At 29.3% G+C, this 25,983-nt stretch carries 29 protein-coding genes and 1 tRNA gene; 4 read left to right on the forward strand and 26 right to left on the reverse strand.

The window, feature by feature from the left end:
* Nucleotides 1-20 precede the first annotated feature (20 nt).
* From FVE75_RS05755 to FVE75_RS05770, 4 genes are all read right to left on the reverse strand, one after another.
* Nucleotides 21-965 (reverse strand): AEC family transporter, encoded by a 945-nt coding sequence (locus tag FVE75_RS05755; protein WP_147005631.1) that lies wholly within the window; start codon nucleotides 963-965, stop codon nucleotides 21-23.
* An 8-nt stretch (nucleotides 966-973) separates the two neighbouring features.
* Nucleotides 974-1,420, reverse strand: coding sequence for a hypothetical protein (locus FVE75_RS05760; protein ID WP_147005632.1), 447 nt, complete (start codon nucleotides 1,418-1,420; stop codon nucleotides 974-976).
* A gap of 44 nt (nucleotides 1,421-1,464) precedes the next feature.
* Nucleotides 1,465-2,577, reverse strand: a complete 1,113-nt coding sequence (gene mnmA / locus FVE75_RS05765; RefSeq protein ID WP_147005633.1) for a tRNA 2-thiouridine(34) synthase MnmA — start codon at nucleotides 2,575-2,577, stop codon at nucleotides 1,465-1,467.
* Between the two features lie 301 nt (nucleotides 2,578-2,878).
* Nucleotides 2,879-3,373, reverse strand: coding sequence for a hypothetical protein (locus tag FVE75_RS05770; protein WP_147005634.1), 495 nt, complete (start codon nucleotides 3,371-3,373; stop codon nucleotides 2,879-2,881).
* Nucleotides 3,374-4,021: 648 nt separating this feature from the next.
* Between FVE75_RS05770 and FVE75_RS05775 the strand changes: the two genes are divergently transcribed.
* Nucleotides 4,022-5,656, forward strand: a complete 1,635-nt coding sequence (locus FVE75_RS05775) for a malolactic enzyme (RefSeq protein ID WP_147005635.1) — start codon at nucleotides 4,022-4,024, stop codon at nucleotides 5,654-5,656.
* Between the two features lie 557 nt (nucleotides 5,657-6,213).
* Here the strand turns inward: FVE75_RS05775 and rpmA are convergent.
* The 13 genes from rpmA to FVE75_RS11415 form a co-directional block, all read right to left on the reverse strand.
* The gene (gene rpmA, locus FVE75_RS05780; protein WP_026746154.1) at nucleotides 6,214-6,507 is read right to left on the reverse strand and encodes a 50S ribosomal protein L27; all 294 of its coding nucleotides are present in this window, start codon (nucleotides 6,505-6,507) and stop codon (nucleotides 6,214-6,216) included.
* A 78-nt stretch (nucleotides 6,508-6,585) separates the two neighbouring features.
* Nucleotides 6,586-6,924: a ribosomal-processing cysteine protease Prp gene (locus FVE75_RS05785; RefSeq protein ID WP_147005636.1), complete on the reverse strand. Its 339-nt coding sequence runs from the start codon at nucleotides 6,922-6,924 to the stop codon at nucleotides 6,586-6,588.
* 47 nt (nucleotides 6,925-6,971) lie between these two features.
* Complete coding sequence (rplU, locus tag FVE75_RS05790; protein ID WP_021769501.1) at nucleotides 6,972-7,280, reverse strand: 50S ribosomal protein L21; 309 nt, start codon at nucleotides 7,278-7,280, stop codon at nucleotides 6,972-6,974.
* Between the two features lie 114 nt (nucleotides 7,281-7,394).
* Nucleotides 7,395-7,481 (reverse strand) — tRNA-Ser (locus FVE75_RS05795).
* A gap of 127 nt (nucleotides 7,482-7,608) precedes the next feature.
* Nucleotides 7,609-8,379: an SDR family NAD(P)-dependent oxidoreductase gene (locus tag FVE75_RS05800; RefSeq protein WP_147005637.1), complete on the reverse strand. Its 771-nt coding sequence runs from the start codon at nucleotides 8,377-8,379 to the stop codon at nucleotides 7,609-7,611.
* A gap of 36 nt (nucleotides 8,380-8,415) precedes the next feature.
* Nucleotides 8,416-8,580, reverse strand: a complete 165-nt coding sequence (locus FVE75_RS05805; protein ID WP_147005638.1) for a type II toxin-antitoxin system RelE family toxin — start codon at nucleotides 8,578-8,580, stop codon at nucleotides 8,416-8,418.
* Nucleotides 8,581-8,583: 3 nt separating this feature from the next.
* Complete coding sequence (locus tag FVE75_RS11700; protein WP_269472147.1) at nucleotides 8,584-8,715, reverse strand: type II toxin-antitoxin system RelE family toxin; 132 nt, start codon at nucleotides 8,713-8,715, stop codon at nucleotides 8,584-8,586.
* Nucleotides 8,716-8,889: a hypothetical protein gene (locus FVE75_RS05810; protein ID WP_232052461.1), complete on the reverse strand. Its 174-nt coding sequence runs from the start codon at nucleotides 8,887-8,889 to the stop codon at nucleotides 8,716-8,718.
* Nucleotides 8,890-9,044: 155 nt separating this feature from the next.
* Nucleotides 9,045-9,509: a hypothetical protein gene (locus FVE75_RS05815; RefSeq protein ID WP_021769497.1), complete on the reverse strand. Its 465-nt coding sequence runs from the start codon at nucleotides 9,507-9,509 to the stop codon at nucleotides 9,045-9,047.
* Between the two features lie 21 nt (nucleotides 9,510-9,530).
* Nucleotides 9,531-10,361 carry a hypothetical protein gene (locus tag FVE75_RS05820; protein ID WP_147005639.1) on the reverse strand — a complete coding sequence of 277 codons (831 nt, stop codon included), beginning with the start codon at nucleotides 10,359-10,361 and terminating at the stop codon, nucleotides 9,531-9,533.
* The gene (locus FVE75_RS11405; RefSeq protein WP_232052462.1) at nucleotides 10,351-10,590 is read right to left on the reverse strand and encodes a hypothetical protein; all 240 of its coding nucleotides are present in this window, start codon (nucleotides 10,588-10,590) and stop codon (nucleotides 10,351-10,353) included. Before FVE75_RS11405 ends, FVE75_RS05820 begins: the two co-directional genes overlap by 11 nt.
* The gene (locus tag FVE75_RS11410) at nucleotides 10,584-11,147 is read right to left on the reverse strand and encodes a hypothetical protein (protein WP_232052463.1); all 564 of its coding nucleotides are present in this window, start codon (nucleotides 11,145-11,147) and stop codon (nucleotides 10,584-10,586) included. The genes FVE75_RS11405 and FVE75_RS11410 overlap by 7 nt, the downstream gene beginning before the upstream one ends.
* Complete coding sequence (locus FVE75_RS11415) at nucleotides 11,144-11,626, reverse strand: hypothetical protein (protein WP_232052464.1); 483 nt, start codon at nucleotides 11,624-11,626, stop codon at nucleotides 11,144-11,146. Before FVE75_RS11415 ends, FVE75_RS11410 begins: the two co-directional genes overlap by 4 nt.
* 221 nt (nucleotides 11,627-11,847) lie before the next feature.
* Here FVE75_RS11415 and udk point away from each other — a divergent pair, with 221 nt between their 5' ends.
* The 3 genes from udk to FVE75_RS05840 are packed head-to-tail and all read left to right on the forward strand — an operon-like array spanning nucleotide 11,848 to nucleotide 14,677.
* Entirely contained in the window at nucleotides 11,848-12,489 is a 642-nt protein-coding gene (gene udk / locus FVE75_RS05830; RefSeq protein WP_021743808.1) for a uridine kinase, read from the forward strand.
* 54 nt (nucleotides 12,490-12,543) lie between these two features.
* Nucleotides 12,544-13,881 (forward strand): FAD-dependent oxidoreductase, encoded by a 1,338-nt coding sequence (locus FVE75_RS05835; protein WP_147005640.1) that lies wholly within the window; start codon nucleotides 12,544-12,546, stop codon nucleotides 13,879-13,881.
* 13 nt (nucleotides 13,882-13,894) lie between these two features.
* Nucleotides 13,895-14,677 (forward strand): potassium channel family protein, encoded by a 783-nt coding sequence (locus FVE75_RS05840; protein WP_147005641.1) that lies wholly within the window; start codon nucleotides 13,895-13,897, stop codon nucleotides 14,675-14,677.
* An 85-nt stretch (nucleotides 14,678-14,762) separates the two neighbouring features.
* Here FVE75_RS05840 and FVE75_RS05845 read toward each other — a convergent pair whose 3' ends face one another.
* The 9 genes from FVE75_RS05845 to topA form a co-directional block, all read right to left on the reverse strand.
* The gene (locus tag FVE75_RS05845; RefSeq protein ID WP_147005642.1) at nucleotides 14,763-16,295 is read right to left on the reverse strand and encodes a contractile injection system protein, VgrG/Pvc8 family; all 1,533 of its coding nucleotides are present in this window, start codon (nucleotides 16,293-16,295) and stop codon (nucleotides 14,763-14,765) included.
* Between the two features lie 764 nt (nucleotides 16,296-17,059).
* Entirely contained in the window at nucleotides 17,060-17,524 is a 465-nt protein-coding gene (locus FVE75_RS05850) for a hypothetical protein (protein WP_147005643.1), read from the reverse strand.
* An 84-nt stretch (nucleotides 17,525-17,608) separates the two neighbouring features.
* Nucleotides 17,609-18,712 (reverse strand): redox-regulated ATPase YchF, encoded by a 1,104-nt coding sequence (gene ychF / locus FVE75_RS05855; protein ID WP_006803975.1) that lies wholly within the window; start codon nucleotides 18,710-18,712, stop codon nucleotides 17,609-17,611.
* 24 nt (nucleotides 18,713-18,736) lie between these two features.
* Entirely contained in the window at nucleotides 18,737-19,270 is a 534-nt protein-coding gene (locus FVE75_RS05860; protein WP_147005644.1) for a uracil-DNA glycosylase, read from the reverse strand.
* A 30-nt stretch (nucleotides 19,271-19,300) separates the two neighbouring features.
* Complete coding sequence (locus FVE75_RS05865) at nucleotides 19,301-20,074, reverse strand: MBL fold metallo-hydrolase (protein WP_147005645.1); 774 nt, start codon at nucleotides 20,072-20,074, stop codon at nucleotides 19,301-19,303.
* A gap of 61 nt (nucleotides 20,075-20,135) precedes the next feature.
* Nucleotides 20,136-20,576, reverse strand: a complete 441-nt coding sequence (locus tag FVE75_RS05870; RefSeq protein ID WP_147005646.1) for a competence protein ComE — start codon at nucleotides 20,574-20,576, stop codon at nucleotides 20,136-20,138.
* 153 nt (nucleotides 20,577-20,729) lie between these two features.
* Nucleotides 20,730-21,851, reverse strand: coding sequence for a ribosome biogenesis GTPase YqeH (yqeH, locus tag FVE75_RS05875; protein ID WP_147005647.1), 1,122 nt, complete (start codon nucleotides 21,849-21,851; stop codon nucleotides 20,730-20,732).
* 51 nt (nucleotides 21,852-21,902) lie between these two features.
* Complete coding sequence (xerA, locus tag FVE75_RS05880; RefSeq protein WP_147005648.1) at nucleotides 21,903-23,015, reverse strand: site-specific tyrosine recombinase/integron integrase; 1,113 nt, start codon at nucleotides 23,013-23,015, stop codon at nucleotides 21,903-21,905.
* Between the two features lie 190 nt (nucleotides 23,016-23,205).
* A complete protein-coding gene (gene topA / locus FVE75_RS05885; protein WP_147005649.1) occupies nucleotides 23,206-25,590 on the reverse strand; it encodes a type I DNA topoisomerase in 2,385 nt (794 codons plus the stop codon).
* Nucleotides 25,591-25,983 lie beyond the last annotated feature (393 nt).

Below are 25,983 nucleotides of genomic sequence, written 5' to 3' on the forward strand. Positions count from 1 at the left end.
TTTTTATTTATTTAACAAATTTATACTAATCCTGCAATCTTCAATATGTAAAGCCACCCTGTTAATGTAAAAATACTCATAATTGTAGTGATCATAACGGTTCCCGAAGTTACAGCACCATTATGACCCATTCCTCTTGCCATCGTAAACGAAGTTGGTGTCGTTGGGCTTCCAAGCATTCCAAGTACTGCAACTAATTTTTCGTCCTTAAATCCAAATTTTATTGCTATTGGTAAAAATATTGCTGTAAGAATCAGTAGCTTAAATGAAGACGAAACTAATACAATCTTTATTTTTGAAAAAACTTCCTTTACATCAAAACTTGCTCCTAATACTAATAGTCCAAGCGGAGTTGCGGCTGAGGCAAATGTTGAAATTGATTTTTTCATAATTACTGGCTGTGGAATTTTTAACAATGCCCAAATCATTCCAGCCAAAATTCCAAGTATTAAAGGATTCTTCATAACTCCCTTTAACGTATTTTTTAAAACTACTCTATTTAATTTTCCCTGTTCTGGACTAAGTAACATCAAAATTACAACTGAAGCAACATTGTACAAAGGGACAGCTCCAATTACCATAAGAGCCACAATTTTAGCCTCTCCATACACATTCTGCACAAAGGCATAAGCAAGTAAGGCAGCACTGCTTCTGAATCCAGCTTGAATAAATTCCCCGCGAATTGACTTATCCTTCAGAAAAAGTGAGATAATACACATTATCGTTATTGAAAAAAATGTTGCAAAAAAGCAGAACATCAAATATTTGAAATCCCAGATTGCTGAAAAATCAGATACCGACAATTCTTTAAACAAAAGTACAGGCAAAAGTGCCAAAAATACGAATTTGTTCATCTTATCTGCAAATTCTAAATCTATAATACCTATTTTCCTAAAGACATACCCAAGTATCATAAGTAAAAAGACAGGCATTGTCGCATTTAAGCAAAATATTAATTCTTCCATTTTCCTCCTTAACTTCCACACGCTACATAAAATACAGGAATTCCATCTATATCATTATCCGAATCCATACCTTCAAAAAACACATGATCTCCTAATTCTTTATTCGCCTGCTGATTATGAACTTTTGTTATTAATTCAAGATTTGTAAAATATTTTCCATTATCAGCCTTTAACAATGCTCTTACATCAACTTGAAAATAACCATCATCTGCATATTCTTCCGATAATTCTTCTTCATCAGCCGTTTCATTTTCCATCAAGTCTTCTTTCCCTTTTATCCATGCCTCATAGTCAACATAAATTTCTGGATGGTTAACAGCTACTTCATCAGGATTCCATTCTCTGTCAATATATTCCCGCATTTGATCATAATATGCCTTTATATCCTTATTAAATTCTTCTGTACTTTCATAAATTTTCTTACTAAACGTCCACATAACATCATCAAGTGCCATATTTTATTCACCTCTTAATTTTTATATTTTTTATAAGTCAAAAACTATTTTATAATTTTGTCAATAATTCCTCCACCAAGGCAGACTTCACCATCATAAGCAACCACAATTTGTCCTAGCGTTACAGCCTTTTGCGGCTCATCAAAAATCACTTCATATTCATTTTCATTAAGTTTGTTAATCACAACTTTTGTATCCTTTTGTCTATATCTAAATTTTACAGTACATTCTAACGGAAACTGCACTTCGTTTATAAAATTAAAATCTGTTGCAATTAACCCTTTTGAATAAAGTACCGAATTATCACCTTGTGTTACTATCAATTCATTTTTTTGTAAATCCTTATCCACAACAAACCAAGGCTCCCCAGTCCCTTCCTTTGTATTTCCAATCCCAATTCCTTTTCTCTGTCCGATTGTGTAATACATAAGTCCATTATGATGCCCTAATACCTTTCCTTGAGTATTTACAATATTTCCACCCTTTGCTGGCAAGTATTGGGATAAAAATTTATTAAAATCACGTTCTCCAATAAAGCAGATTCCTGTGCTGTCTTTTTTCTTCGCTGTTGCCAAGTTATATTTTTCAGCTATTTCACGAATCTGTGGCTTTGCGTACTCTCCTAATGGAAACAGAACTTTTTCCAGCTGCTCCTGACTTAACTGACAAAGAAAATATGTCTGATCTTTATTATCATCAATTCCTCTTAACATAGTCGATTTGATTTTTCCATCTTTTTCTTCGTGAATAATTCTCGCATAATGCCCTGTCGCCACATAATCAGCCCCAAGTTTCATTGCATAGTCCAGAAATGCACGGAATTTGATTTCCTTATTACACATCACATCTGGATTGGGTGTTCTTCCTTTTTTATACTCATCTAAAAAATACGTAAAAACCTTATCCCAATATTCCTTCACAAAATTCACCGAATAATAAGGTATCTCGAGCTGCTCTGCCACAGCAATCACATCCTTATAATCTTCTTCTGCCATACATACTCCATTTTCATCCTTCTCTTCCCAATTCTTCATAAAAACTCCGATTACATCGTAACCCTGTTCTTTAAGTAAAATTGCTGCAACGGAAGAATCAACTCCGCCAGACATTCCTAGTACCACTTTCTTTCTTCTTTCCACTATATTTTCTCTATTCATAAATTCCTGTTACTCCTTCTATTTTTGACAGTTTTTGATTTTTAGTTTAAGTTTTATTTTTCTTTCATTTTTATACTTTTTTATTTAGGCATATTTGTAATAAAATTTATTACAACTTTAAATTTTTGCTTTATTTCACAAGCAAACAACTCATTATTCATTTAAAATTCAATAACTTGCTATACAATAAATAATATTAGTATAACACAATATATAAAATCAGGCAAGACTAGTAAATAAATTAAAAAAGAGCAATTTTATATTGAACTGCTCTCTAATTTTTACTTTATATTTTAAGATTTTAATTTACGGCTACTCTTTGTAGAACTTCGATTACATTTAAGTTTTTATCAAGTACAACTACTGTATTGTGTTTTTTATCAAATCCGAAATACAATCTTGCGTGTTTTTTTCCATCCATGGCTACGTAATTATTTACATAATATACACCTTTTTTCCCTGCTGAATAAATTTTATATGATCCGTATACTGTACTGTCATCATCAATATCGTCATAGATTTTTTCTTGTATTTCTCCACCTGTTTTTTTACCAATTTCATAGCCTTGGACTAATTCATCTATTTTCCCTTTATTATCCTCCATTATAAAAAATGAATATCTTTCAGGATATTTGTTGTTATCAAAACTTCCATCCATCCAGTAATAACCGTTAGGAGTTGCTCCTTCCAACACCTCCTTCAATGAAATTTCCAATGTTTTATTTGAAGGTGTAAATTTTTCTGCAAATACAGACATTCCTATTGCCAACATTGATACTAGAATTAATTTTTTCATAACTTTCCACTCTCCTACTCTAATTTTGATTTACAAATTGATTCTATCATACGAACCTTAAAATAAACTGAAAAAAATACTTTAAAAAATAAAATTTAATATACACCCAAACCTATTTAAAATGAAACTGCTAAAATTATATAAATTGAGAAGTTGAGTTAAGTAGTCATAGCTTTTGAATTCGCTTTTAAAGAAGTTTTACTATAATATAATTCAGAATATATTAATAGCGGAATGTGTTTATAAACAGAATTTTGTTCTAGTATTTATTTAGCAAATATACTGTTAAGTTTATACCAAACTAAAAATCATACTAGATTTAAATAAAAAATAAACTAAAGGGTAAATGTAATCTTAAAGACACAAAATTATAGATTTCGGACATTTAACAAAAATTCTTAAGACATATTCAATGCAATTTTTATAATATTTTTTCATTAATATTCTATCCTTACTAATATTTTAATACATAATTGTCATAATTTTTTAATTTGTTACAATATATTCTTAACATTATTTTACAACAGACAAGAAAAATAATTTAAATAACAGGATAAACAAATTGATTTCCGAATATTTCAGTGTTATACTTGGATTATCTGATTATTACAAAAATAAATTTGAAATATTATTTAGAGGTGATTATTTATGAAATTAGGTTATGAAATTTTAAACAATCCATTCCTTAACAAAGGTACAGCTTTTACAAAAAAGGAAAGAGAAGAATATGGATTATTAGGACTTTTACCACCGTATATTCAAACTATAGATGAACAGGCAAAACAGACTTATGGACAATTTCTGAAAAAAGACAAGTTAATTGAAAAAAGACATTTCTTAATGGAAATTTTTAATACAAACAGAACATTATTTTATTATTTATTTAGCAAACACGTAGTTGAATTTATGCCAATTGTTTATGATCCTGTAATTGCAGAAAGCATAGAAAATTACAGTGAATTATTTGTAAATCCTCAAAATGCGGCTTATTTGTCAGTAAAAGAGCCCGAAAACATAGAAACTATTTTAAGAAATGCTGCTGACAACAGAAAAATCCGTTTAATTGTTGTTACTGATGCAGAAGGAATCCTTGGAATTGGTGACTGGGGAACTAACGGAGTTGACATTTCAGTTGGAAAACTGATGGTTTACACTGCCGCCGCTGGAATTGATCCCGCTACTGTCCTGCCAGTTGTAATTGATGCTGGAACAAATAGAAAAGAACTGCTAGAAAACGACTTGTATCTAGGAAATAGATTTGAGAGAGTTCGAGGAGAGGCATATTATAATTTTATAGACAAATTTGTAAAAACAGCTGAAAAACTTTTCCCAAATTTATATCTTCACTGGGAAGACTTTGGAAGATTAAATGCGGCAAATATTTTAAATAAATATAAAAATGAAATCGCAACTTTTAACGATGATATACAAGGAACTGGAATTATCACTTTAGCCGGAATCTTAGGAGCGTTAAAAATTTCAGGTGAAAAGCTTACTGACCAGATTTATATGTGTTTTGGAGCAGGAACTGCTGGAGCTGGAATTGCTAGACGTATTTTTAATGAAATGGTTGCACAGGGTCTTTCTGAAGAAGAAGCAAAAAAGCGGTTTTATCTAGTTGACAGACAAGGCTTATTATTTGAAGACACAGAAGGACTAACTCCAGAACAAATTCCTTTCGCAAGAAAACGGAGTGAATTTACAAATGCAAATGAATTAACTACTTTGGAAGCCGCTGTAAAAGCTGTAAAACCAACTATACTTGTCGGAACTTCCACAGTGCCAAAGACTTTCACAAAGGAAATTGTTCAGGAAATGGCAAAACACACTGCAAGACCAATAATTTTTCCACTTAGTAACCCAACAAGGCTAGCAGAAGCCAGTGCAAAAGATCTTATCGAATGGACAGACGGAAAAGCTCTCGTTGCAACAGGAATACCATCAGACCCAATAGAGCTTAACGGAATCACCTATGAAATTGGACAAGCAAACAATGCTCTAATCTATCCTGGGTTAGGACTTGGAATTATCGCAACAAAATCAAAGATTGTAAACGACAAAATAATCTCAGCAGCCGCACATTCACTAGGTGGAATCATCGACACGACAAAACCTGGAGCTGCTGTACTTCCTCCAGTATCAAAACTGACAGAATTTTCTGAAACTGTGGCACTGTCAGTTGGACAAAGCGTACTAGATCAAAAATTAAATACAGAACCCATAAGCGATTTAAAAGAAGCAATAAAAAATGCAAAATGGATTCCTGAATACAAGGATTTTTAATTAATTTTTCCAATTTTTAAGAGTAAAATAAATTCTAAAAACTTAGATACTTACTGCTTATTTGATAAATGAAAAATACATGGATAGAGTGGATAGGGTTGTAACGAGTTAAAAAATACAGTAAAAAAGATATTTATTGTTATTAACTACTAAAACAGTAGATTTAAACTTATTATAAACTTTTTTTGCAAAGGCTTACTCCCCTTTCTACTAAATAAAGAAATAATATATTTTTATTTTTTTAATAAGTTTAATTTAATTTTTTTCAAAAAAATACTGCATAGTCCTTTAGGTATTATTCATTAAGTTATAGACAACAAAAGATATAAACTAAATTTCAATTGACTTCTTTTACTAAAAAATATGTATACTTGAACTCATTCAAAATTGAAATACTAAAAATCAAGTCATTGCTTTTGAGTTCGCTTTTAAAGAAGTTTTCTTATAAATCATTAGAAAAATATTCATTAATAAGTATTTATTTTATAAAATTCAAATAAAAAATACTATCCTATTTCTAAGACAGTATTTTAAAAATATATTATACAATTTTATTACTATGCTTCTGCTCTTTCAGGATAAATACTTACTCTTTTTTTACCATTTCCAAATTTTTCAAATTTTACATATCCATCAGTTAATGCGAATAAAGTGTAATCTTTTCCTAATTTAGCGTTAGTTCCTGCGTGAAATTTACTTCCTCTTTGTCTTACAATAATGTTTCCAGCTTTTACAGCTTCTCCATCATATTTTTTTACTCCTAAATATTTAGGGTTAGAATCTCTACCATTTCTAGTTGATCCTTGACCTTTTTTTGAGGCAAATAACTGTAAGTTTAATTTTAATAACATTTTCCAACCTCCTCGATTTCTTTCTCATATTTTATTTTCTTGGATTTTTCTTAAATCTTTACATTTATAAACCTAGATTTATTTTTTTATTTCTCTAAGTTTTACAAAATTTTTATAACTTTTTGCAACATCCTTCAAATACGAATACATTGATTCAACCAAAATATCTGCATTTTCTAGTTCATCATCAGTCAATCCAGAATTTTTTAAATCACAGGAAATATACCCATCTTCTTCAGTAAACTTCAATTTTTTCTTAAGTTTTAAAGTTTCAATAAGTCCATTTACTGTCATTTGTCCTACTGATGAAACAGCTGCACAAATTACATCTTCTCCATATTCTGAAAAATTTGCATGTCCTTTTATTTCAAAATACGTTATTTTATTTTTTTGTCTTTGAATTTCTATTCTTATCATTCAAACCACAACAGCTTTCACAATCTAAATTATATTAAAAAATACAATTAAGCATTGATTGATTTAATTTCAATTGCTGTAAAAGATTGTCTATGCCCTTTTTTTCTGTAGTAAGTTTTTTTGTTATATTTAAAGTTAATTTTTTTATCAGCTTTTCCATGAGATTTAACTGTAGCTACAACTTTAGCTCCTTCTACAACTGGAGTTCCAACTGTTACGTTATCTCCTTCTCCAACTAATAGAACTTCGTTAATTTCGATGTCTGAATCAACATCAGCTGCTAATTTTTCAACTTTTAATACAGTTCCAACTTCTACTTTGTACTGTTTTCCACCTGTTTTAATTACTGCAAACATTTATGTTCACCTCCAAATAATTTATCGCTATCATTGGTATTAGCCACCAATTTTATGCGTATATCTTAATTAGTTTACTATATTTTCACTAATTTGTCAAATTATTTTTATAAATGGCGGAAGTAGAGGGACTCGAACCCACAAGACGTTTAACCGCCCACAGCTTTCCAAGCTGCTGCCATACCATTAGGCGACACTTCCACTTTTACAAAATAACTACGAATATTATACTAAACTTGCCTATAAAAGTCAATGAATTTATTGTATCCCGTATATCTCTTTATATGTAGATACTACTATTTCCTTAAAAATTCATTATTATCCAGTATTATTTATTTTGATTTTTTCTGTAAATATTAAATCCAGTTGCCTGATTTGTTGCCATTATTGTAATATCTGAAATTTGTACGTGTTTTGGCTGATTTGCAATATAAACTATTGTATTTGCAATATCTTCCGGCTTCAATGCCTCAATTCCTTCATAAACCTTCTTAGCCTGCTCTGTATTCCCATGGAATCTTACATTACTAAAATTAGTTTCCACAATCCCAGGCTGAACAGTAGTTACTTTAATATTTTTATCAATGGTATCAATTCTAATTCCATCACTCAAAACCTTTACAGCCGATTTAGTCGCACAATAAACGGCAGCTCCTGCATAAGCATAAATTCCAGCAGTTGAGCCAATATTTATAATATGCCCCTCATCATTTGCAACCATCCTTGGTAAAATTTGTCTTGTAACATACAATAATCCTTTTATATTAGTGTCTATCATTCGTTCAATATCCACAATATCATATTCCTGAAATTTATCCAGTCCCAAGGCAAGTCCTGCATTATTTATAAGGATATCTACCTTTTTCACATCATCTAGTATTTTTTTGGTAAATTTAACAACATCATTATATTTCGTAACATCAAGAACAAAAATATACGCATTAGTACCATATTTTCTATCAATATCAGCCTTTATTTCTTTTAATTTTTCTATATTTCTAGCACACAAAATCACATTATCCCCATTTTTCGCAAAGGCATAAGCTGTTTCCTTCCCAATTCCACTTGTAGCTCCAGTAATAAAAATATTTCTATTCATAAAAACTCATCTCCCTATATTTGAATTTATCATTATTTATTTTAAAAATGATTTTTTTAATTTATTCAAAATCAAATATACTTTACTTCTATGCTCTATTTCAACAGCTAAAACTATTAATTCATCATCTTGTATTTCAACTATTATCCTGTAATTTTTTAATGGTTTGTACTTCCAATATCCTTTTAAATTATGGCTCAAAGCCTACCCTTTGATTCTTGGATTTTCAGAATTGTTTATTTTTTTCAGAAAATCATAAATTTTTTTACTTGTATTTTTATCCATCTTTTGTAATTTTTTTGCTGCATATTTAGATAACAATACTCTGTATTTCACTTAAAATCCCATTTTCTTTCCAAAATCTTCAAGAGGTATCATTGGGGATTTTTTAGCTTTTTCAGATAACTTCACTATTCTTTTTATTTCTGATTTGAAAATTTGTTCATTTTCTTCTATTTTATCTAATTCTTTTAATATCAAATTATTAATAAAGTTGTTATCATATTCCAAAACGTCTTTCAAGTTTGTTTTTTTCGTTTAAAACCTCTATATCTAACATAGTATGATCCTCCTAAAATAAATTTTGTAATTTTTTTACAAATAATTTTTAAGTTTATTTAAAAATATTCACATTTTTATTATACCACAAAATTTTAATTTAAGTGTTATTTTATGTCCAATTTATTTTTCTGATGAAATTTTTGTCTCAACTTCAATTTAAAAATTCCTATCCCTTTTTCAATGCTCATTTCCTGCGAAAAATTATATACAAACATATTTGTAAATTTTAAATCCATTTTTTTATTTGAACCCAAATCAACAAACATTTCCAAATTTCTGTAATCACTTTTTTCCAGATATGATTCTGCCCATTCCACTAAATCTATTATATTCTTTTTATTTCTTTCATACAAATCATCATTTATGCTCTCATTTTCTAAATTATTTCCTGTATTTTCCAAATTTGAAATAATTTTTCCGATTATTTCCATTTCTACTGTGCTTCTGCTATTTGCGAGATTTGTATCTTCTGCAAGACCGATTTTATATTTTACTTCCATAATTTCATCTTCACTTACATTTATTTCCTTTTTATTTTCCTCATCTGTAATTTTCAATCTATATTTCATTTATTCCACCCCTTCATTTTTCTAAAAAACTGCTATTTCATCAATTTTTACTGTTTCATCAACATTTACAACTCCAAAATGATTTTCCCAAAATACTTTTAATTCCATTCCAAGTTCCAGGAACAGTAATTCCAAAGTCTTTATTTTTGCAATATTTACCTTATTTTTTGGTTTATTTATATAAACTATTATTTTATTTCTTTCTGATTTTTGTCTATAAATAAGAGAATCAATAAAAAAATATTTTATTCCCAATCTAAAATTTTTCATGCAATTTACATTATTTATTTTTTCATTATAAATTAAAAGTGCTATATATTGCTGTTCTTCGCTATTCAAAAATAAAAAATACTTTTTCAAGCTTATTCCTAGAATTCCTTTTTTTATATCTTCCAAAATTTTTTCGCAAATAACATCAATTACCGTTGTTCCACTCACAAAATCAAGTTCCTGCAAATAATTTATCGCATTATTTTCAATATTTTTCTTAAAATTTCTTAAAACTGATATATTTTCCTTTTCTTCTTTAACTATGTTGTTCCTACGTCTAAAACTATTTATTTTAGACTCTTTTTTAGGTACATTCTCCATTGTCAGATTTTTAATTTTAGTATCTTTCTCCAGTTTATTTTCAAACTCAAAAAAATTATTATAATAATTCACAAAACTGGTAAAAATCTTATTAAATCTCACATAAGGATTCACTTTTACAGTCTTGTTTTTTTCAAATTTATTATTCAAAAAATCTGCATTTACCTCGATATATGCCGAAACGTTATTTCCCAGTTCAAATTGCACATTTGGAGGAACTGCCCATATATATGCGTATCCTTTTTTATTTTTATTCGCCATACAGGTACCCCCTGCATTCAAATTCATTATAGTCATTTTGAATTTCTGAAATTAAAAAACTCACTTTATCTTCTGAATAATCATCAAAATCCTTTATTTCCACAAACAAATTCATCTTTGGCTTTTTATCAGAATATCCCTTTTGAAAATCATTTTTCAAACTTTCATTACAGTCATAAGTATCTATATTTTTTTCAATGTTTTCTTTAAAATTAATATCTTTTAACAAAATTTTATCTTTTGTAAATTCATATTCCAAAAATATTTTTCTAAAAATGCACGGCTTCTAGTATTTCTATTTTTTGTTTGAATTTTATCGATAAAGCTCTTATTTCTAAAATTTGTAAAATGAAAATAATTTTCCTGATTCTCGCTACTTTTTCCATAAAGTTCAAGAATTTTTATGCATTTTTCGATTGGCTTTACTGAAAATACATCCCAAATATCGCCTTTATTTTTCTTTGAAAGAATATTTAATTTGTTTTTTCCGCTGTAATAGCAACACAAAATATCTTGATTTTCATTATTTGATACCAAAATCTGTTCATCACTTTCAAAATTTATTGTATATTCAAAAGATATGTCAATTTTTGTCGGACGTACAAAAATGGTGCTTATTATATTTTTCTTTTCAATATTCCAAAGCAATTCCCTATCTCTTAGAGCTTTATCCTGAATTTCTTCAAAATCATAAGTAATCTCATATTTTCCATTTTGAATTTTCTCCAAAATATCCTGCGACATATCAAAACCATACTCAGCCAGTTTAATCTTATAACACCTCATAAAATGCGCCATATTAATAGTTTTCCATTTTTTCCATTAAGTTCAAAAGAATTATACAATTTTTTTATTTCGTCAAAATATCTCTCATCTTTTACAAACCTGACTTTAACCTCATAATTATCTCCGTCAATGTCTATCCATCCAAAAAATTCTCTTTCCAAAACCTCATTAATCTTACGTAAATCCAAATTTAAATAGACATTTTCTAAATAAATATCCTTATAATTCTCATCAATAATATCTATTTTATCAACCACAGGAAAAAACACTCCATCCATTTTAAATACATCTTCTTTTTCCACTAGTACTGTTTCAACAAAAATATCTTCATATTCGGAACTCTCATTAATTTTTGCTTCTAAAAACTTATCTTTGATTTCCCGAAATCTCTCCTGCATCTCCACATTCATCTCAAAAAACATCTCTCTCAGACTTTTTCCAAGCATTTCTTTCTCAAAAATTTCATTCTCTCTATTCATAACCCCTCCAATATTTAATTACATTTTAATTTTATCATATAATTAAATTTTTTTCAAATATTTTTATTTATTTTTTAATTTTTAAAAAATATAAAATTTTAAACCTTTACATTATTGTAAAACTGCAAAAAAAATGATAAAATTATAAAAAAATACAACAATATACAATTCTTCTAAAAAATTCAAAAATTACAAAAATCTATTCAGGAGGAAATATTTTTATGAGCTATCAAACTATAATTGTTGGAATTGCTGGAGGTACTGGTTCTGGTAAGACTAGTGTAACTCAAGCTATTATCAAAAATTTAGAAAGAACGGGAATTCATTCGATTTTGCTGGAACAAGATTCTTATTATAAGAGAAATGATCATCTAACTTATGAAGAAAGGGCTAAGTTAAATTATGATCATCCTGATGCAATTGATTTTAACTTGCTCGAAAAGCATATACTGGCATTAAAAGATGGAAAATCTATCGAAAAGCCTATTTATGATTTCCAGGTTCACAACAGGGTTAATGAAACTCAGCATATTGAACCTGCAAATATAATCATTGTTGAAGGTATTTTAGTACTTGCAATGGAAAAAATCAGAAGTCTTTTTGATACAAAAATTTTTGTTGACACTGATGATGATGAAAGGCTGCTTAGAAGAATTGAGCGGGATTTAAACGAGCGGGCAAGAAGTTTTGAAAGTATAAAAAATCAATATATTGATACTGTAAAGCCTATGCACTTGGAGTTTGTTGAACCTTCCAAAAGATATGCTGATGTTATAATTCCGCGTGGAAAAGACAACAAAGTCGGTATAAACATGGTAGCAAGCAGACTTAGATATTTATTTAACAAAATGAATCAAAAATAAAAATAATAAAATGAAAGGAGTGTATGATTCTTAAATTATCATACAAAAAATATTATGAAAATAGTTGTAATTGGAGGCGGAGCAGCTGGAATGATGTTTTCGACTCAATATAAAAAAGCAAATCCTGAAGATGAGGTTATTTTATTTGAAAAATCCTCTTATGTAGCTTGGGCTGGATGTCCAACACCTTATTTCATTGCTGATGAATTGAAGAAAAGTGATGTTCTGCACGGAACACCTGAAGATTTTATAAATCGTGGAATTGAAGTAAAAATTCATCACGAAGTTACAGAAATAAATTTTCAAAATAAAACTATAACAGTAAAAGGAGATGAAATTAATGGAATAATCTTTTACGACAAACTAGTAATTGCCGTTGGGGCAAAATCATTTGTGCCAAATATTACTGGATATTCAAAGGATCTGGAAAATGTGTTTACTTTATCTCATGCAGAACATGCCTTTAAAATAAAAGATTATCTTAATGAAAATAAATCAAAATTAAAAAATGCAGTTGTTATAGGAGCTGGTTTCATTGGGCTTGAAATGGCTGAATCATTCAGAAAAAATGGATTAAACGTTACACTTATTGAAAAGGCTGATCAAATTTTTCCAAATGTTTCTGAAAACTTGAAAAAAAGAATTTATAAAGAAATAGAAAATAATGATGTTGAATTAAAATTAAACTCTGGTGTTTCAGAAATAATTTCTGAAAATAATATAACAAAATCAGTAAAATTGGATAATGGGGAAACTGTAGACTTTGATATTGCACTATTTAGTATTGGAATTACTCCAAACATTGATTTCTTACCAAAAGAATTAAAAACTGATTCTGGGAAAATTGTTGTAAATGATAAATTTGAGACAAATATTAAAGATGTATATGCCATTGGAGATTGCGTTTTTAACAAATATTACAAAACTGATAGAAATTTATATGCTCCATTTGGAGATGTAGCAAACAAGCATGGAATGTTCCTTGCAAAACACTTATCTGGAAAAGATGTGAGCTGGAAAGGGTTAATCCGTTCTTTTGCAACTTCATTTTATGATGTAAAACTAGCACAAACTGGACTTTCTCTAAAAGAAGCTCTGCAATTAGGATACAATGCCGATGTAGTTTCAATGAAAGCAATGTATAAAAATTCTGGCTTTGAAGACTCTGTTCCTGCAAGTGCCGAAATTATTTACGATAAAGACAGAAAAATTGTTCTTGGTGGAGCAATGGTAGGAAAAGAAGCAGTAGCACAATTTGTAGATCAAATGGCTATTGTTATTGCTCTTGAAACACCTATTGAAAAATTCATAGAAATTGACTTTGCATATTCCCCAACAAATGCAAGTGTTTGGAATCCGTTATTAGTAACATATAGAAAAGTTATTAAATAAAACAGGAGTTTTTATGAAAAAGAAAATTGAAAAATTACATAAAAACAAAAGATTTCGTATAAGTTATCAGGTTATTTTTATTTTCTTGGCATTATACAGCTTTGTCACTACACTTTTAGATTTACATGGCGATATTAGCATTTTTAATAATCCAATCCTGGAATTTATTGATGTATCAATTTATTTAATTTTTGCAGTGGATTATTTTATACGTTTTACAAATTCAGACAATAAATTAGATTTTATTGAAAGCAATATTCCTGATTTAATCTCAATTATTCCGTATTATTCTATTTTTAGGCTATTCAGAATTTTTAAGATTAGACGTTTAGCAAGAGTTTTTAAGCATTTAAAGCTGACAAAAGCTTATTTGTCTGTAAAAAAATTCTACAAAAAAATAAAAAAAATCTTGAGAGCAAATGGACTTATTTATTTGTTAATATTTGCTGTACTTGGAATCATAGTATCTGCCCTAATAGTTTCCTATGTCGAAAAACTCTCTTATTTTAATAGCCTATGGTGGGCTTTTATAACTGCAACTACTGTTGGTTATGGAGATGTCTATCCGCATACATTTATTGGAAGAATAATTGCTATTTTTCTGATACTGATTGGAATGGGAACTTTTGGAATGATTACGGGAGCAATCACGAGTTATTTCTTAAATCGGCAAACTGATTTAATTCCAGATGATGATTTAGATGAATATGTTTTAAACTCCCAAAATTACACAGATACAGAAAAACGGGAAATTATAACTTTTATACAATTTATAAGAAACAAAAGAAAAAAATAAATTATACTAAAATCTTTTCAATACAGGAAGAACAGTAAGCTTTAACTAATCTTATTATTCTCCTGTATTTTTTTATTAACTGCTATTAATTACTGTGAACTTTTTTCCCTTTAATTCTAACATCTGAACTTAATGATTCCATCGTTATTTCCTTCTCTTTCCCAATAATATTTATCTTAGAGCCATAAAAATCAGCATCCCCAATCGACTCTATCCCCAAATAATTATTAGAAGCCACTATCATATTTTGATTAGCCTTATTTACAAAATTATCTGCATTTTCAACTATATTTGGTGATTCTACGCTATATTTCTCAGCCGTTTTCACTTCAAAACTGTTCAAATTCAAGCTAAAATTAAAATCACTCTGATTAACCTGAAAATTTCTTTTGGTATAATCACTAAACCTTCCATTTCCTTTATTGTTTATTGCCCACGACACTTTTGCAAATCGCTCGTCTTCATTTGGAAAATAAACTTCCACAGTATCATTTACTTCGGGGGTACAGAAAAATCCAGTATTTGTCTGCGAATAAAAAGTCTGATAGCTTAATGGAAATCTTTTTATCCCATAATCATCGTAGGCTTTATCATTACTTTCCTCATTGCTTCTTTCCTGAACAATTTTTTTCAGCCCCTCTGAAAATCTGACTTCCATTTTCGCAATTCCACCATCTTCAAACACCCGTTCAACATTTGCTTCAATTCTGCACCCTTTTATTTTTTCATTATATTTCTTGAATATGTGATAACTCTTCATATCTGTTGCCAAAAATTCACTTTTTAAAATAAAATCCTTCAAAAATATCTTAGTTTTTAATACAGAAAAATTGCCTCTATTCCCACTAGAATCTTTATCATTTCCTTCATTTTCTATAGCGTTTTCAGAAATAGAAACAGTATCTCCCAAATTTATTACTTTATTTGACTGCACTTTATAATATAGATTTTTATAATCTCTTACCAGCGAATAATCTGAAAAATATTTATTTTCCTTCTTAATCTCTCCCATTTCTACGATTCCAAACAATATTATTCCCTGTTCAATTACAAACATCCCCGTTTTTAATTGACTTGCAAGTCTTACCAAAAATTCCCAGTCTGTTTCATCAAACTGAACAATCAAACTGCCTATCTGCTTTTTCGCAATATCAGAATATTTTATTTCCAACTTTTTATCAGCATAATCCTTATTAATCTCATCAATTATATCTGAAAACATTAAATTTCTATCCTGAAAAACCCTGTACTTTTTCTCGTTTTTCCTGTCAAAAAGCACACTCTTAGAAAACGCCCTCATCAAAATTCTGCACCCATAACTCCCATAATCCAAAATCTCAAAATAATCAACAATCCCACTAAAAACTCTTCTTTTGACATCCTTATCTACATTAGCAAGCTCAATTTCAATCCCAACATCTTCCTTTTTAATAATTCTTTCTAAATTTTTTCTCTGCTCATCATCCATTTCCAATTGAATTTCCAGCTTCTGATGTTCATTAATATTTTCATCCAACACAAATTCCTGAATCACAAAATTCTCTAACTTTGTTTTATTCAGTATGATTCCAATATTTTTCCCTTCATACATATTTTCAACATTTACATCTTTACTCATTTTTACCACCTCAATTATTTCCTTTTATTAATTTTATTTAACAATCATTTTACAGTTTAATCCTTAAGTACAAAAATAAAAGATTTTTAAATTTCAGATTTTTTTGACTAATAATTATTTTTTTATTTATATTTTTCAAAATTTTTTTAACGTAAGGGCATCAATCGCCATGCCCTTACAACCCCCGCTTTACGCAAAACTTTTTTATAGAAAAAAATAGAACTCGCTTTTGAATAAAAGTTATTTCAAATATAAATAAACACATCCAATTTATAATTTTATCCAAAAGCTCAAACAGCTATTTTTTTCTAACAAAATTTTGCTTATTATTCTTTTTATTATAATTGTTATAATTAAATTTAAAGTGTCGTGATTTTTTTTAAATAAAAACGACTGTTTGAGCGACGTTTTACGTAGCGAGTTTCGTTTTTGTTTCAAAAAAATACTTAGACGAGCGGGGATTGTAAAGGGGATGGCAATTGATCCCCTTTACGTTATAAAAAGAAAAATTTATAAATTATCAAAAAATCTTTATTAACAACAAATCTTCTTGCAAAAATTAGAAATAATTATTAATTTTTATACTTAAGAAAGTATTTTTGTAACAATTTTTATTAATTAAATATTAATATATTTTTTATTATACTATATTTTTAATTTAATTTCAATAATTATTATTTATAAAATACGCAACTTAAAATTATTTTGAAAATTATCTTATCAAATTTCTATTTGTTGCTTAAAACCTAATATTCTCTGTATTCTTATTTAGATTTTGAAACTTCATTTAATACGTTAAGTGCTATTTCATTATTTTTATCTAATTTTAATATTTCTTTGGCTATACTTTCTGCTTCCTCTTCCTTCATTAAACGTTCTGGAAGTCCATAAAAACTTAATAATAATATCAAATTATCAATATTTTTTTCTAGCGACACTAATTCTCTAGCATGAAAAATTCCAACAGCATAAGCACCCTCCATCCAACATAATGTAAAAGACATTATAACTACTGATAAACTTAACCAAATTGTATTTTCTGTTTTTTTAAACATATATTGTGTAAAGCCATAAACAGTCAAACTCTCCAATCTATCTGCAATATTAAACCAAATTATATCGTGTATCTCTTCATTATTCATATTTTTAAATTTTTTTGCTGCTTGCTCATACTTTGCATTCAATATATCTCTTTCTATTTCTTCTAGCATAACTTTATTATATTTCATAGTTTTTTCTCCTAAAGAATTTAAAAAAGCTCCTTAATAAGCAACAAACTTAAAAAAGAGCTTCTAAAATTAATAAATATTTTCTTAAACATTAAATCTGAAGAACATTACATCCCCATCTTGCACAATGTACTCTTTTCCTTCCAGTCTCATTGCACCTTTTTCTTTTGCACCGTTCCATCCGTTTAGTTCGATGAATTTGTCGAAAGATACTACTTCTGCTCTGATAAATCCTTTTTCAATGTCTGTATGAATTTCACTGGCAGATTTTTGAGCGTTTGTTCCTTGTTTTATTGTCCATGCTCTTACTTCTTTTACTCCAGCGGTAAAGTATGTGATTAGTCCTAACAATTTGAATCCTGCTCTAATTAGTCTATTTAGGCTTGGTTCTTTTATTCCTAATTCGTCAATGAACATTTGTCTTTCTTCTTCGTCTTCTATTTCAATTAATTCTGCTTCTACTTTTGCTGAAAAAGTTACTACTTCGCTGTCATACTGCTTTGCAAATTCACGCACTTTTTTTACGTAATCATTTTCAATTCCAGCCGTCAAGTCTTCTTCCGAAATATTTGCGGCAAACATCATTGGCTTTATTGTCAAAAATTGATAAACTTTTATTAATTCTTCTTCTCTTTGGGTAAATTCCAATGTTTTTAATAATTTAAATTCTTCTAGATGAACTTTACATCTTTCAAGAACTGCAACTAATTCTTTTCCTTCTGCGTTTCCTCCACGAGCCAGCTTCTGATTTTTCTGAATTGCCCTTTCAACTGTGTCTAAATCAGCAAAAATCAATTCTGCATTAATCGTTTCAATATCTCTTATAGGATCAACGCTTCCTTCAACGTGAATAATATTGTCATCGTCAAAACATCTTACAACCTGACAAATTGCAGCTGTATTTCTAATGTTTGATAAAAACTGGTTTCCTAGTCCTTCCCCTTTTGATGCGCCTTTTACAAGTCCTGCAATATCTACAAATTCAACTGTCGCTCCAACCGTTCTTTCTGGATTAACTACTTTCTCCAAATCTTTTAAACGTGGATCTGGTACGCTTACAAGCCCTACATTTGGCTCAATTGTTGCAAATGGATAGTTTGCCGCCTCTGCATTCTGTGTTTTTGTTATTGCGTTAAATAATGTTGATTTTCCTACGTTTGGTAATCCTACAATTCCTATTCCTATCATTCTTATTTTATTTCCTTTCTTATTTTATAATTTTTCCAAAATTTTTATTAATTTCCATTTTTCCTTATCTGTCGCTTTAAACAAATAGGAAATATCGTAAATCGGCACAACCTTAATTTCTCCATAAAAATCAAACACTTTCCCCACCAAATCTTTTATATCCTCTTTTTTTACATTTTCTAAAAGTGATTTGGTCGCTCTTTCTCCAACTGTTACAATGTACCTTGGGTTAATTAAGGCAATTTGTGCTACAAGAAACTCATTACACTTTGAAATACTGTCTTTCTCGATTAAATTACCATGTGAACTGCATTTTGTGAGAGTTGTAAAATAACATTTCTTCAAATCCAGCTTTGAATACTCCAAAAATTTTTTAAAATATTTTCCATTTCTGTCAATCAAAAGTTTCTGCTTTACATCCTCTTCCTCACTTATGCTATCCAACACAAATAAAATTTCTGCCTTTTTATTCCCTTCGCCAACAATTGGATTAATTCTAGTTTTTTCTAATATACATTTAGTACAAATGTCGATTTCCAGCTTTAAGTCATTCCACATAACTTTTTCCTTATTCTTTATTCTAATATTCTATATTTTATAAATTTCTGTTCCCTCTTCGTTAATAATTTCAATTTCCAAATGGCTTTTATTTTCCCGCTCCAAAATTTGATACAGCGAATTATATGCCAGCTCTGGCGTGTTATTGTCCTTGCTTATATGCATTAAATAAACCTTTTTCAGTTTCTCGCTAAGCACCTGCCCAATCAGCTTTGATGCTTCTGCATTTGACAAATGTCCATTTCTTCCCTTCACACGATTTTTCAGTTCCCAATGATAAGGCCCTGTCATTAGCATATTATAGTCATAATTACTTTCCAGCACAATTACATCGCTATTTTTCAAATTTTCCTTAATAATATTGTTTACACAGCCAACATCACTTGCGTAGGACAATTTTTTCCCTTTGTATTCAAATGTATATCCCAAGCACTTTTCAGCATCGTGCATTACTTCAAAGTTATTTATCACGCAATTGTCAATAACAATTTTTTCATCTCTTATAAAATTTAAATTTTTTTTCTCAATTTTTCCAATTCTGTCCTTAATTACATTATAAGTCACTTCATGAAGATAAATTGGAATATCGTATTTTCTTGATATAACTCCAAGCCCTTGAATATGGTCAGAATGCTCATGTGTCACAAATATCCCCATTACATCCTCAATCCTTTTTTCAATATTATTCAATTTTTCTACAATTTTTTTTCCACTAAATCCTGCATCTATAAGAAATTTCTTGTTTCCCATTTCAATATAGCTTGAGTTTCCACTACTTCCACTTCCTAAACTTGAAAATTTCATTTTTTCCTAATCTTCTTTCTAACTAAGTTTCTTTCAACTCCCCCATTTTCATTTTGTAATATTAAATATTTGGTGAAATTGTTCCTTTTAATTGATCGTAAACCCATCCACCTTTTTTATCCTTTTTCGTTACAATTCTATTGCTTCTTTCTCTTGAATCCTTTATGCTTTCAGGAATTTCATAAATTTTATCCCTTCCATAAAAAGCTTCAAAATTATATTTTCCATCTGAACTTTTTACATTTTGTAAACTATCCTCAAGACCTGCTAATTTAGGATTTGATCCTGTAACTTCATTAAACTTTTTAATTGCATTTTGCAATTTTACTGTCTCTACTTGAATATCAGCAGTTATAAGTTTATCTACTTTTCTTGAAAACAAAATCACAACATTAAATATCGCAATAAATACTACCAAAAGAAAAGTTATACCACGAAGAATAATTTTTCTATTTGCTCTTGTTCTATTATTCTCATAATAATTATTATTATAAAAAGCCATTTCTCTGCATGAAATTTACGAATTTTTTAATTTATATTTTTTAAATGTAAAAATCATGCTCTCCTTCCTTCAAATTCTTTATTATATTTCAAATTTCTATTCTTTTTAAAAAATCAACTCTTCAATAAATCTGAGTTTTATAATTTCTTAAATTTATTTTCTATTTTTAAAAATTGACGGTCTAACAATCACTTTCACATTTTTTGGAACTTCAAGCTGTACCTTTAGCGGACCCCTTTTAACGTTTATCCAGCCTAATCCTGCTATTACCAGTTCCTCATTTTGCTCAATTTCCACTTCATGAGTTACAAATTCATTTTGAAAATATTTTTCTTTCTCACTTCCCTGTAAAATTTCAAAGTAATTTCCATTTAGTAAGTCTTGCACTCTTTCCTCACGAGCCACGTGAAACTTCACGCTTTTTGAAGCATAAGCAGAAAATATAGGCTTGCTTCCACCTTCCAGAAGTTCATTTTGAAGTATTTTAAATCTGCAGAAAACATCAAACATAAATACTTGATTTTCTTCAAGTTTAAAAGTTTTTCGTGAAATTTCTCCAGCTGGCACTAGCTTCAATCCATTTTCTACACTGATTAAATCAGAAATTCTCCCATCTGGAATAAGTCCAGGTGTGTCAATTATCGTAATTTCACTATTTGGAATTTTATTGTTAATTGATTTTAAAGTAGTTCCAGAATATTTAGAAGTCGTTATTTTATTGTTCCCAAGAAGTAAATTTATAACTGATGATTTCCCAACATTTGAAACTCCAAGTACAGTCGCCTTTACTTTTTTATTATGAAAAATATTTTTAATTTTTCTGATTATTCCATTTACTCCGTATTTATTTTTTGCACTGATAAAAGCAATATCATCGGGTACAATATCTTCTTCGGCAAGCCTATCCTTTACCCAGTTGGAAATTTCAGTTGGATGTATAAAGTCAGGTAGTAAATCTATTTTGTTAATTAAAATTATAGATCTGTAATCTCTTAGATAATCCAAGATTTCCTCAGTAAATGAACCTTCAAAGTCAATAATATCAAAAATTGGAAGTATTATATCAGATTTTTTTACACATTCATTTACTTCCTTCAGATAATCTTCCCTACTAAAATTATTTACAAGGTTTTCCCCATAATTTTTAATTTTAAAACATCTCTGACAAAGTAAGTTATCCTCTGTTATAAACTTCTCTTCAGGAACATATCCTTCCTTATTTTTATCTTCAAACTGCAGTTCAATTCCACAACCGCTACATTTTTTTATAATCAAAATTTCCTCCTATTTTCTCATTCCTTTTACATTAAAATTGAATCCTATTCATTATTCCCTAGCCAACGGATGAGTATTCATATAAATATCTCTCAAGAAAGCCTTGCTCACATGTGTATAAACTTGCGTTGTCGCAATACTGCTATGCCCAAGCAATTCCTGTAAATATCGGATATCCACTCCGTTATTCAAAAGTTCTGTTGCAAACGAATGCCTAAATACATGCGGTGTTATTTCCTTTTGTATCCCTGCTTCATGTGCGTATGCCGAAATAAGCCTTCTTAATGAACGTGTTGTCAATTTTTTTCCTTTACTGTTTACAATCAATACTTCTCTAGTGTAATTTTCATATTGCCTTTTCTTTTCTTCAATATACTTTATCAGCCATTTCTTAGCATTTTCACTAAAAAAAGTTATCCGTTCCTTATCACCTTTTCCAATAACCCTAATTTCCCGCTCTTCAATATCAATCATAAATTCACTCAAATTAATAAGTTCCATCGAACGAAGGCCGCTAGAATAAAGAAGTTCAATAATCAATCTATCTCGAATCCCAGTAATTTTTTCGGTATTTATAACGTTTCTCAATCTATTCAAGTCATCTCTATTCAAGACATTTGGCAATTCTTTCTCGAATTTTGGAACATTAATATAAGCCGCCTTATTCGTTTCAATCACTTTTATTTCCTGAAGATATTTAAAAAATGTCCTAAGTGCTGAAATCTTTCTATTTATAGTCCTTTTAGATACTGGCTTGACACTCATTTTTGTATTTAATTCTTCCATATCTTCAATATTTTTTATCTTATCAATCTCTGATTCTGTATTATCAATTTCTCTATTTGCAGCATTTTTCTGAGAATCCTTTTTTTTCTTATCTTCCTCTTTAGCCAGCTTCTGAGGAGAATTTAAATACGCAATAAAGGATCTGAATGTCATCATTTCAATTTCTTCAAAATTATGAATTTCTTCATAATCATCTAGATACTCCATAAACTGCAGTAAATCTCGACGATAACTTCTAATCGTATTAAAACTTTTCCCAAGAATAACCTCTTCATAATACAAAAATTTGTCAACATACATCACAAGATTTTCATTTTTTATATTGTCCTTGTTTCCAATATCCTTTTCTTTCTCAATACCTTTGTCACTATTATTCATTAAAACTTCTCCATTTATCATAACACACATCATTCACATCAATACAGGTTAATTCTATTTTTTATTTAAAAATTATCTAAAATCGTATTTAAAATCTATAACACTCTATATTATTTAATTTGTTAGTTCGATAATAAAAAACAAAATAATTTTAAACTTACATTTTAATAAATTAATTATCTTTTTCTAGCTATTTAGACTTTTTTGCTGTAGATTTTCTAGTTGCTGCTGTCTTTCTAGCCTTTGTAGATGCAGATTTTGCTTTAGCTGTCGTTTTTTTAGTTGCCTTTTTTGTAGTTTTCTTGGCTTTTTCTGCTTTTTCAGTTACTCTTGTAACTTTCCCAGTTTTTATATTTTTTATAGTCTTACATTCTGGGTAGCCTGTACAAGCCAAAAATTTTCCAAATCTTCCAGTTTTTATTTCATACGGTTTTCCGCAAAATTCACATGTTCCTGCTTCTTCTATTATTTTTCTGTCGATTTCCTGCAACCGTTTCATTTCATCGTTTATTTGCAATATTCCATCCAGCTCTATTACAGCGCCTTTTTTATATTTTTGCTTTAATTCAGCTGGCAACGACATTCTTTTTTCATCTTTTTCATAATTTTCACTTTCAAGATATTCTCCGAAACGTCCAACTTTAAGCACATATCTGTTTCCATCTTCATCAAGATAATCAGTCAAAATTCCCTTTTTATTATTTTGAAGTTTCTCTACTTCTTCTTTTACCAAAACTTCTCCTTTTTTAAGAGCTTCTGGCGATACAGCAATCCCTTTTAGCGAGATTTTTTCCTTCTCATTTGCTTCGCTAATCAAATATTTTCCATAAAGCCCCATTTTTAAAATCATTGGATTTCCCTCTGAATCCAGCACATCCGATACAATTCTACGATTTTTTATTTTATCAATTTCCTTCTCAAACTTATCAATGTCCTTTTCAAGCGAATCATAAAAAGTTCTCAAAAGCTGTATCCATTCAACTGTCCCTTCTTCAACTTTATCCAGTTCCTTTTCCATATTCGCCGTAAATTTCACATTCATAATGTCCTTAAAGTTCTTGACAAGTTCATCCTTTACTTCGTATCCCAAATATGTTGGATGAAAACGCTTTTCAATAAGTTCAACATATTCCCTTGATTTAAGCGTTTCGACAATTGAAGCATAAGTTGATGGACGTCCAATTCCTTCTGATTCCAGTTTTTTTACAAGCGTCGCTTCGGAAAATCTTGTTGGAGGCTTTGTTATTCCTTCTTCCACATTTAATTTGTCTATTGGATGAACATTGCCCTCTTTTAATTCTGGAAAATCTCCAGTCTTAATTTCATCCTCATCTTTAAAAATCTTGTAGTATCCATCAAAAATTACTTTGTTAATAGTCCCACGAAAATTATAATCCCCATTCACAGCGTTAATTTGCATCTGCTCATACTGCATAGCTGCAAACTGTGAAACTAAAAATCTATCCCAAATCAATTTATACAATCTGTACTGATCATTAGTCAAATAAGCTTTTATATTATCTGGGACTAAGTTGATATCAGATGGACGGATTCCCTCGTGGGCATCCTGAACATTTGATTTTGAATTTTTTACAATATATTTTCCAACGTATTTTTCGCCATAATTTTTTGTAATGTAATCTTTTGCCATATTTAGGGCATCAACAGAAATTCTTGTGGAATCTGTTCTCATATACGTTATTAGCCCTTTATTTTCGCCATTAATTGCAAGTCCTTCATAAAGCTGCTGTGCAATTCTCATTGTTTTGCTTGCACCATAACCAAGATATGATGAAGCGAGCTGCTGCAGCGTACTTGTCTTAAATACAAGTGGCGGTCTTTGAGATTTTTTCTTAACTTCTATTTTTTCAAGCGTCAATGCTTCATTTTTCAAATCTTTTTTCAGTTTTTTTACAACTTTTTCATCAAAGATTTTATCCACTTTTTCATCTGCAATTTTTACTAAATTAAGATTAATATCTTTTTCAATTAATGCACTTACTTCCCAATATTTTTGGGGTACAAACGCATTTATCTCATCTTCCAGGTCACAAATCAGCTTTAATGCAACCGACTGTACACGGCCAGCACTGGCGTTACGATTAATTATTTTCCATAAAAGCGGACTTATCTTATATCCCACAATTCTATCCAATAGTCTTCTTGCCTGCTGTGCATTTACAAGGTTATCATTAATATCTCTTGGGTTTTTAATCGCATTATTTACAGCCGTCTTTGTTATCTCGTTAAATTCTATCCTTCTTACCTTGTCAGGCTGCTTAATATAATTAGAAATGTGCCAGGCAATCGCTTCCCCTTCCCTATCCTGATCTGATGCCAGGTAAACAGCGTTTGCACTTTTCGCTTTTTCCTTTAATTTTTTTAAAACCTCACCTTTTCCTTTTATAACCTTATATTGAGGTTCAAAATTATTTTCTACATCTATTCCAATTTTCGTTTTTGGTAAATCGATCACGTGTCCGTAAGATGCAACAACTTCATAATTTCTACCAAGTATCTTTTCGATAGTTTTTGCCTTCGACGGTGACTCAACAATAACTAACTTTCTAGCCAACTTTATTTTCTCCTTATTTCTTTATCTATTTATATATTGTATTTATTTATTTTTGAATTATTTTGATTAATGATTATTATTTCTATTTTTCTTCTTTTTACAAAGCAAGGGAAATCAATCGCCATTTCCCTTTATTTCACAATAATAGTTATTTTAACATATTTAAATAACAGCATATTAAAGAGAATGGCGAAAGTGCTACGCACTATCCCTGGCTCGTCTAAGCATTTTTATTTTTTAAACAGAATCTGACATGAATTAATATCCGTCGGAGCATTTTTCTGTGCTGGCAAAACTGTCTGAGCATAGCGAGTTTTTTGCCAGTGCAGGAAAATGTCGTAGACTAGCCATAGGTTGTAGGATTTGCGGCAATGAGCAATCCTACGAAAATAA

This window comes from Leptotrichia hongkongensis, assembly GCF_007990635.1.
Classification (GTDB): Bacteria; Fusobacteriota; Fusobacteriia; order Fusobacteriales; family Leptotrichiaceae; genus Leptotrichia; species Leptotrichia hongkongensis.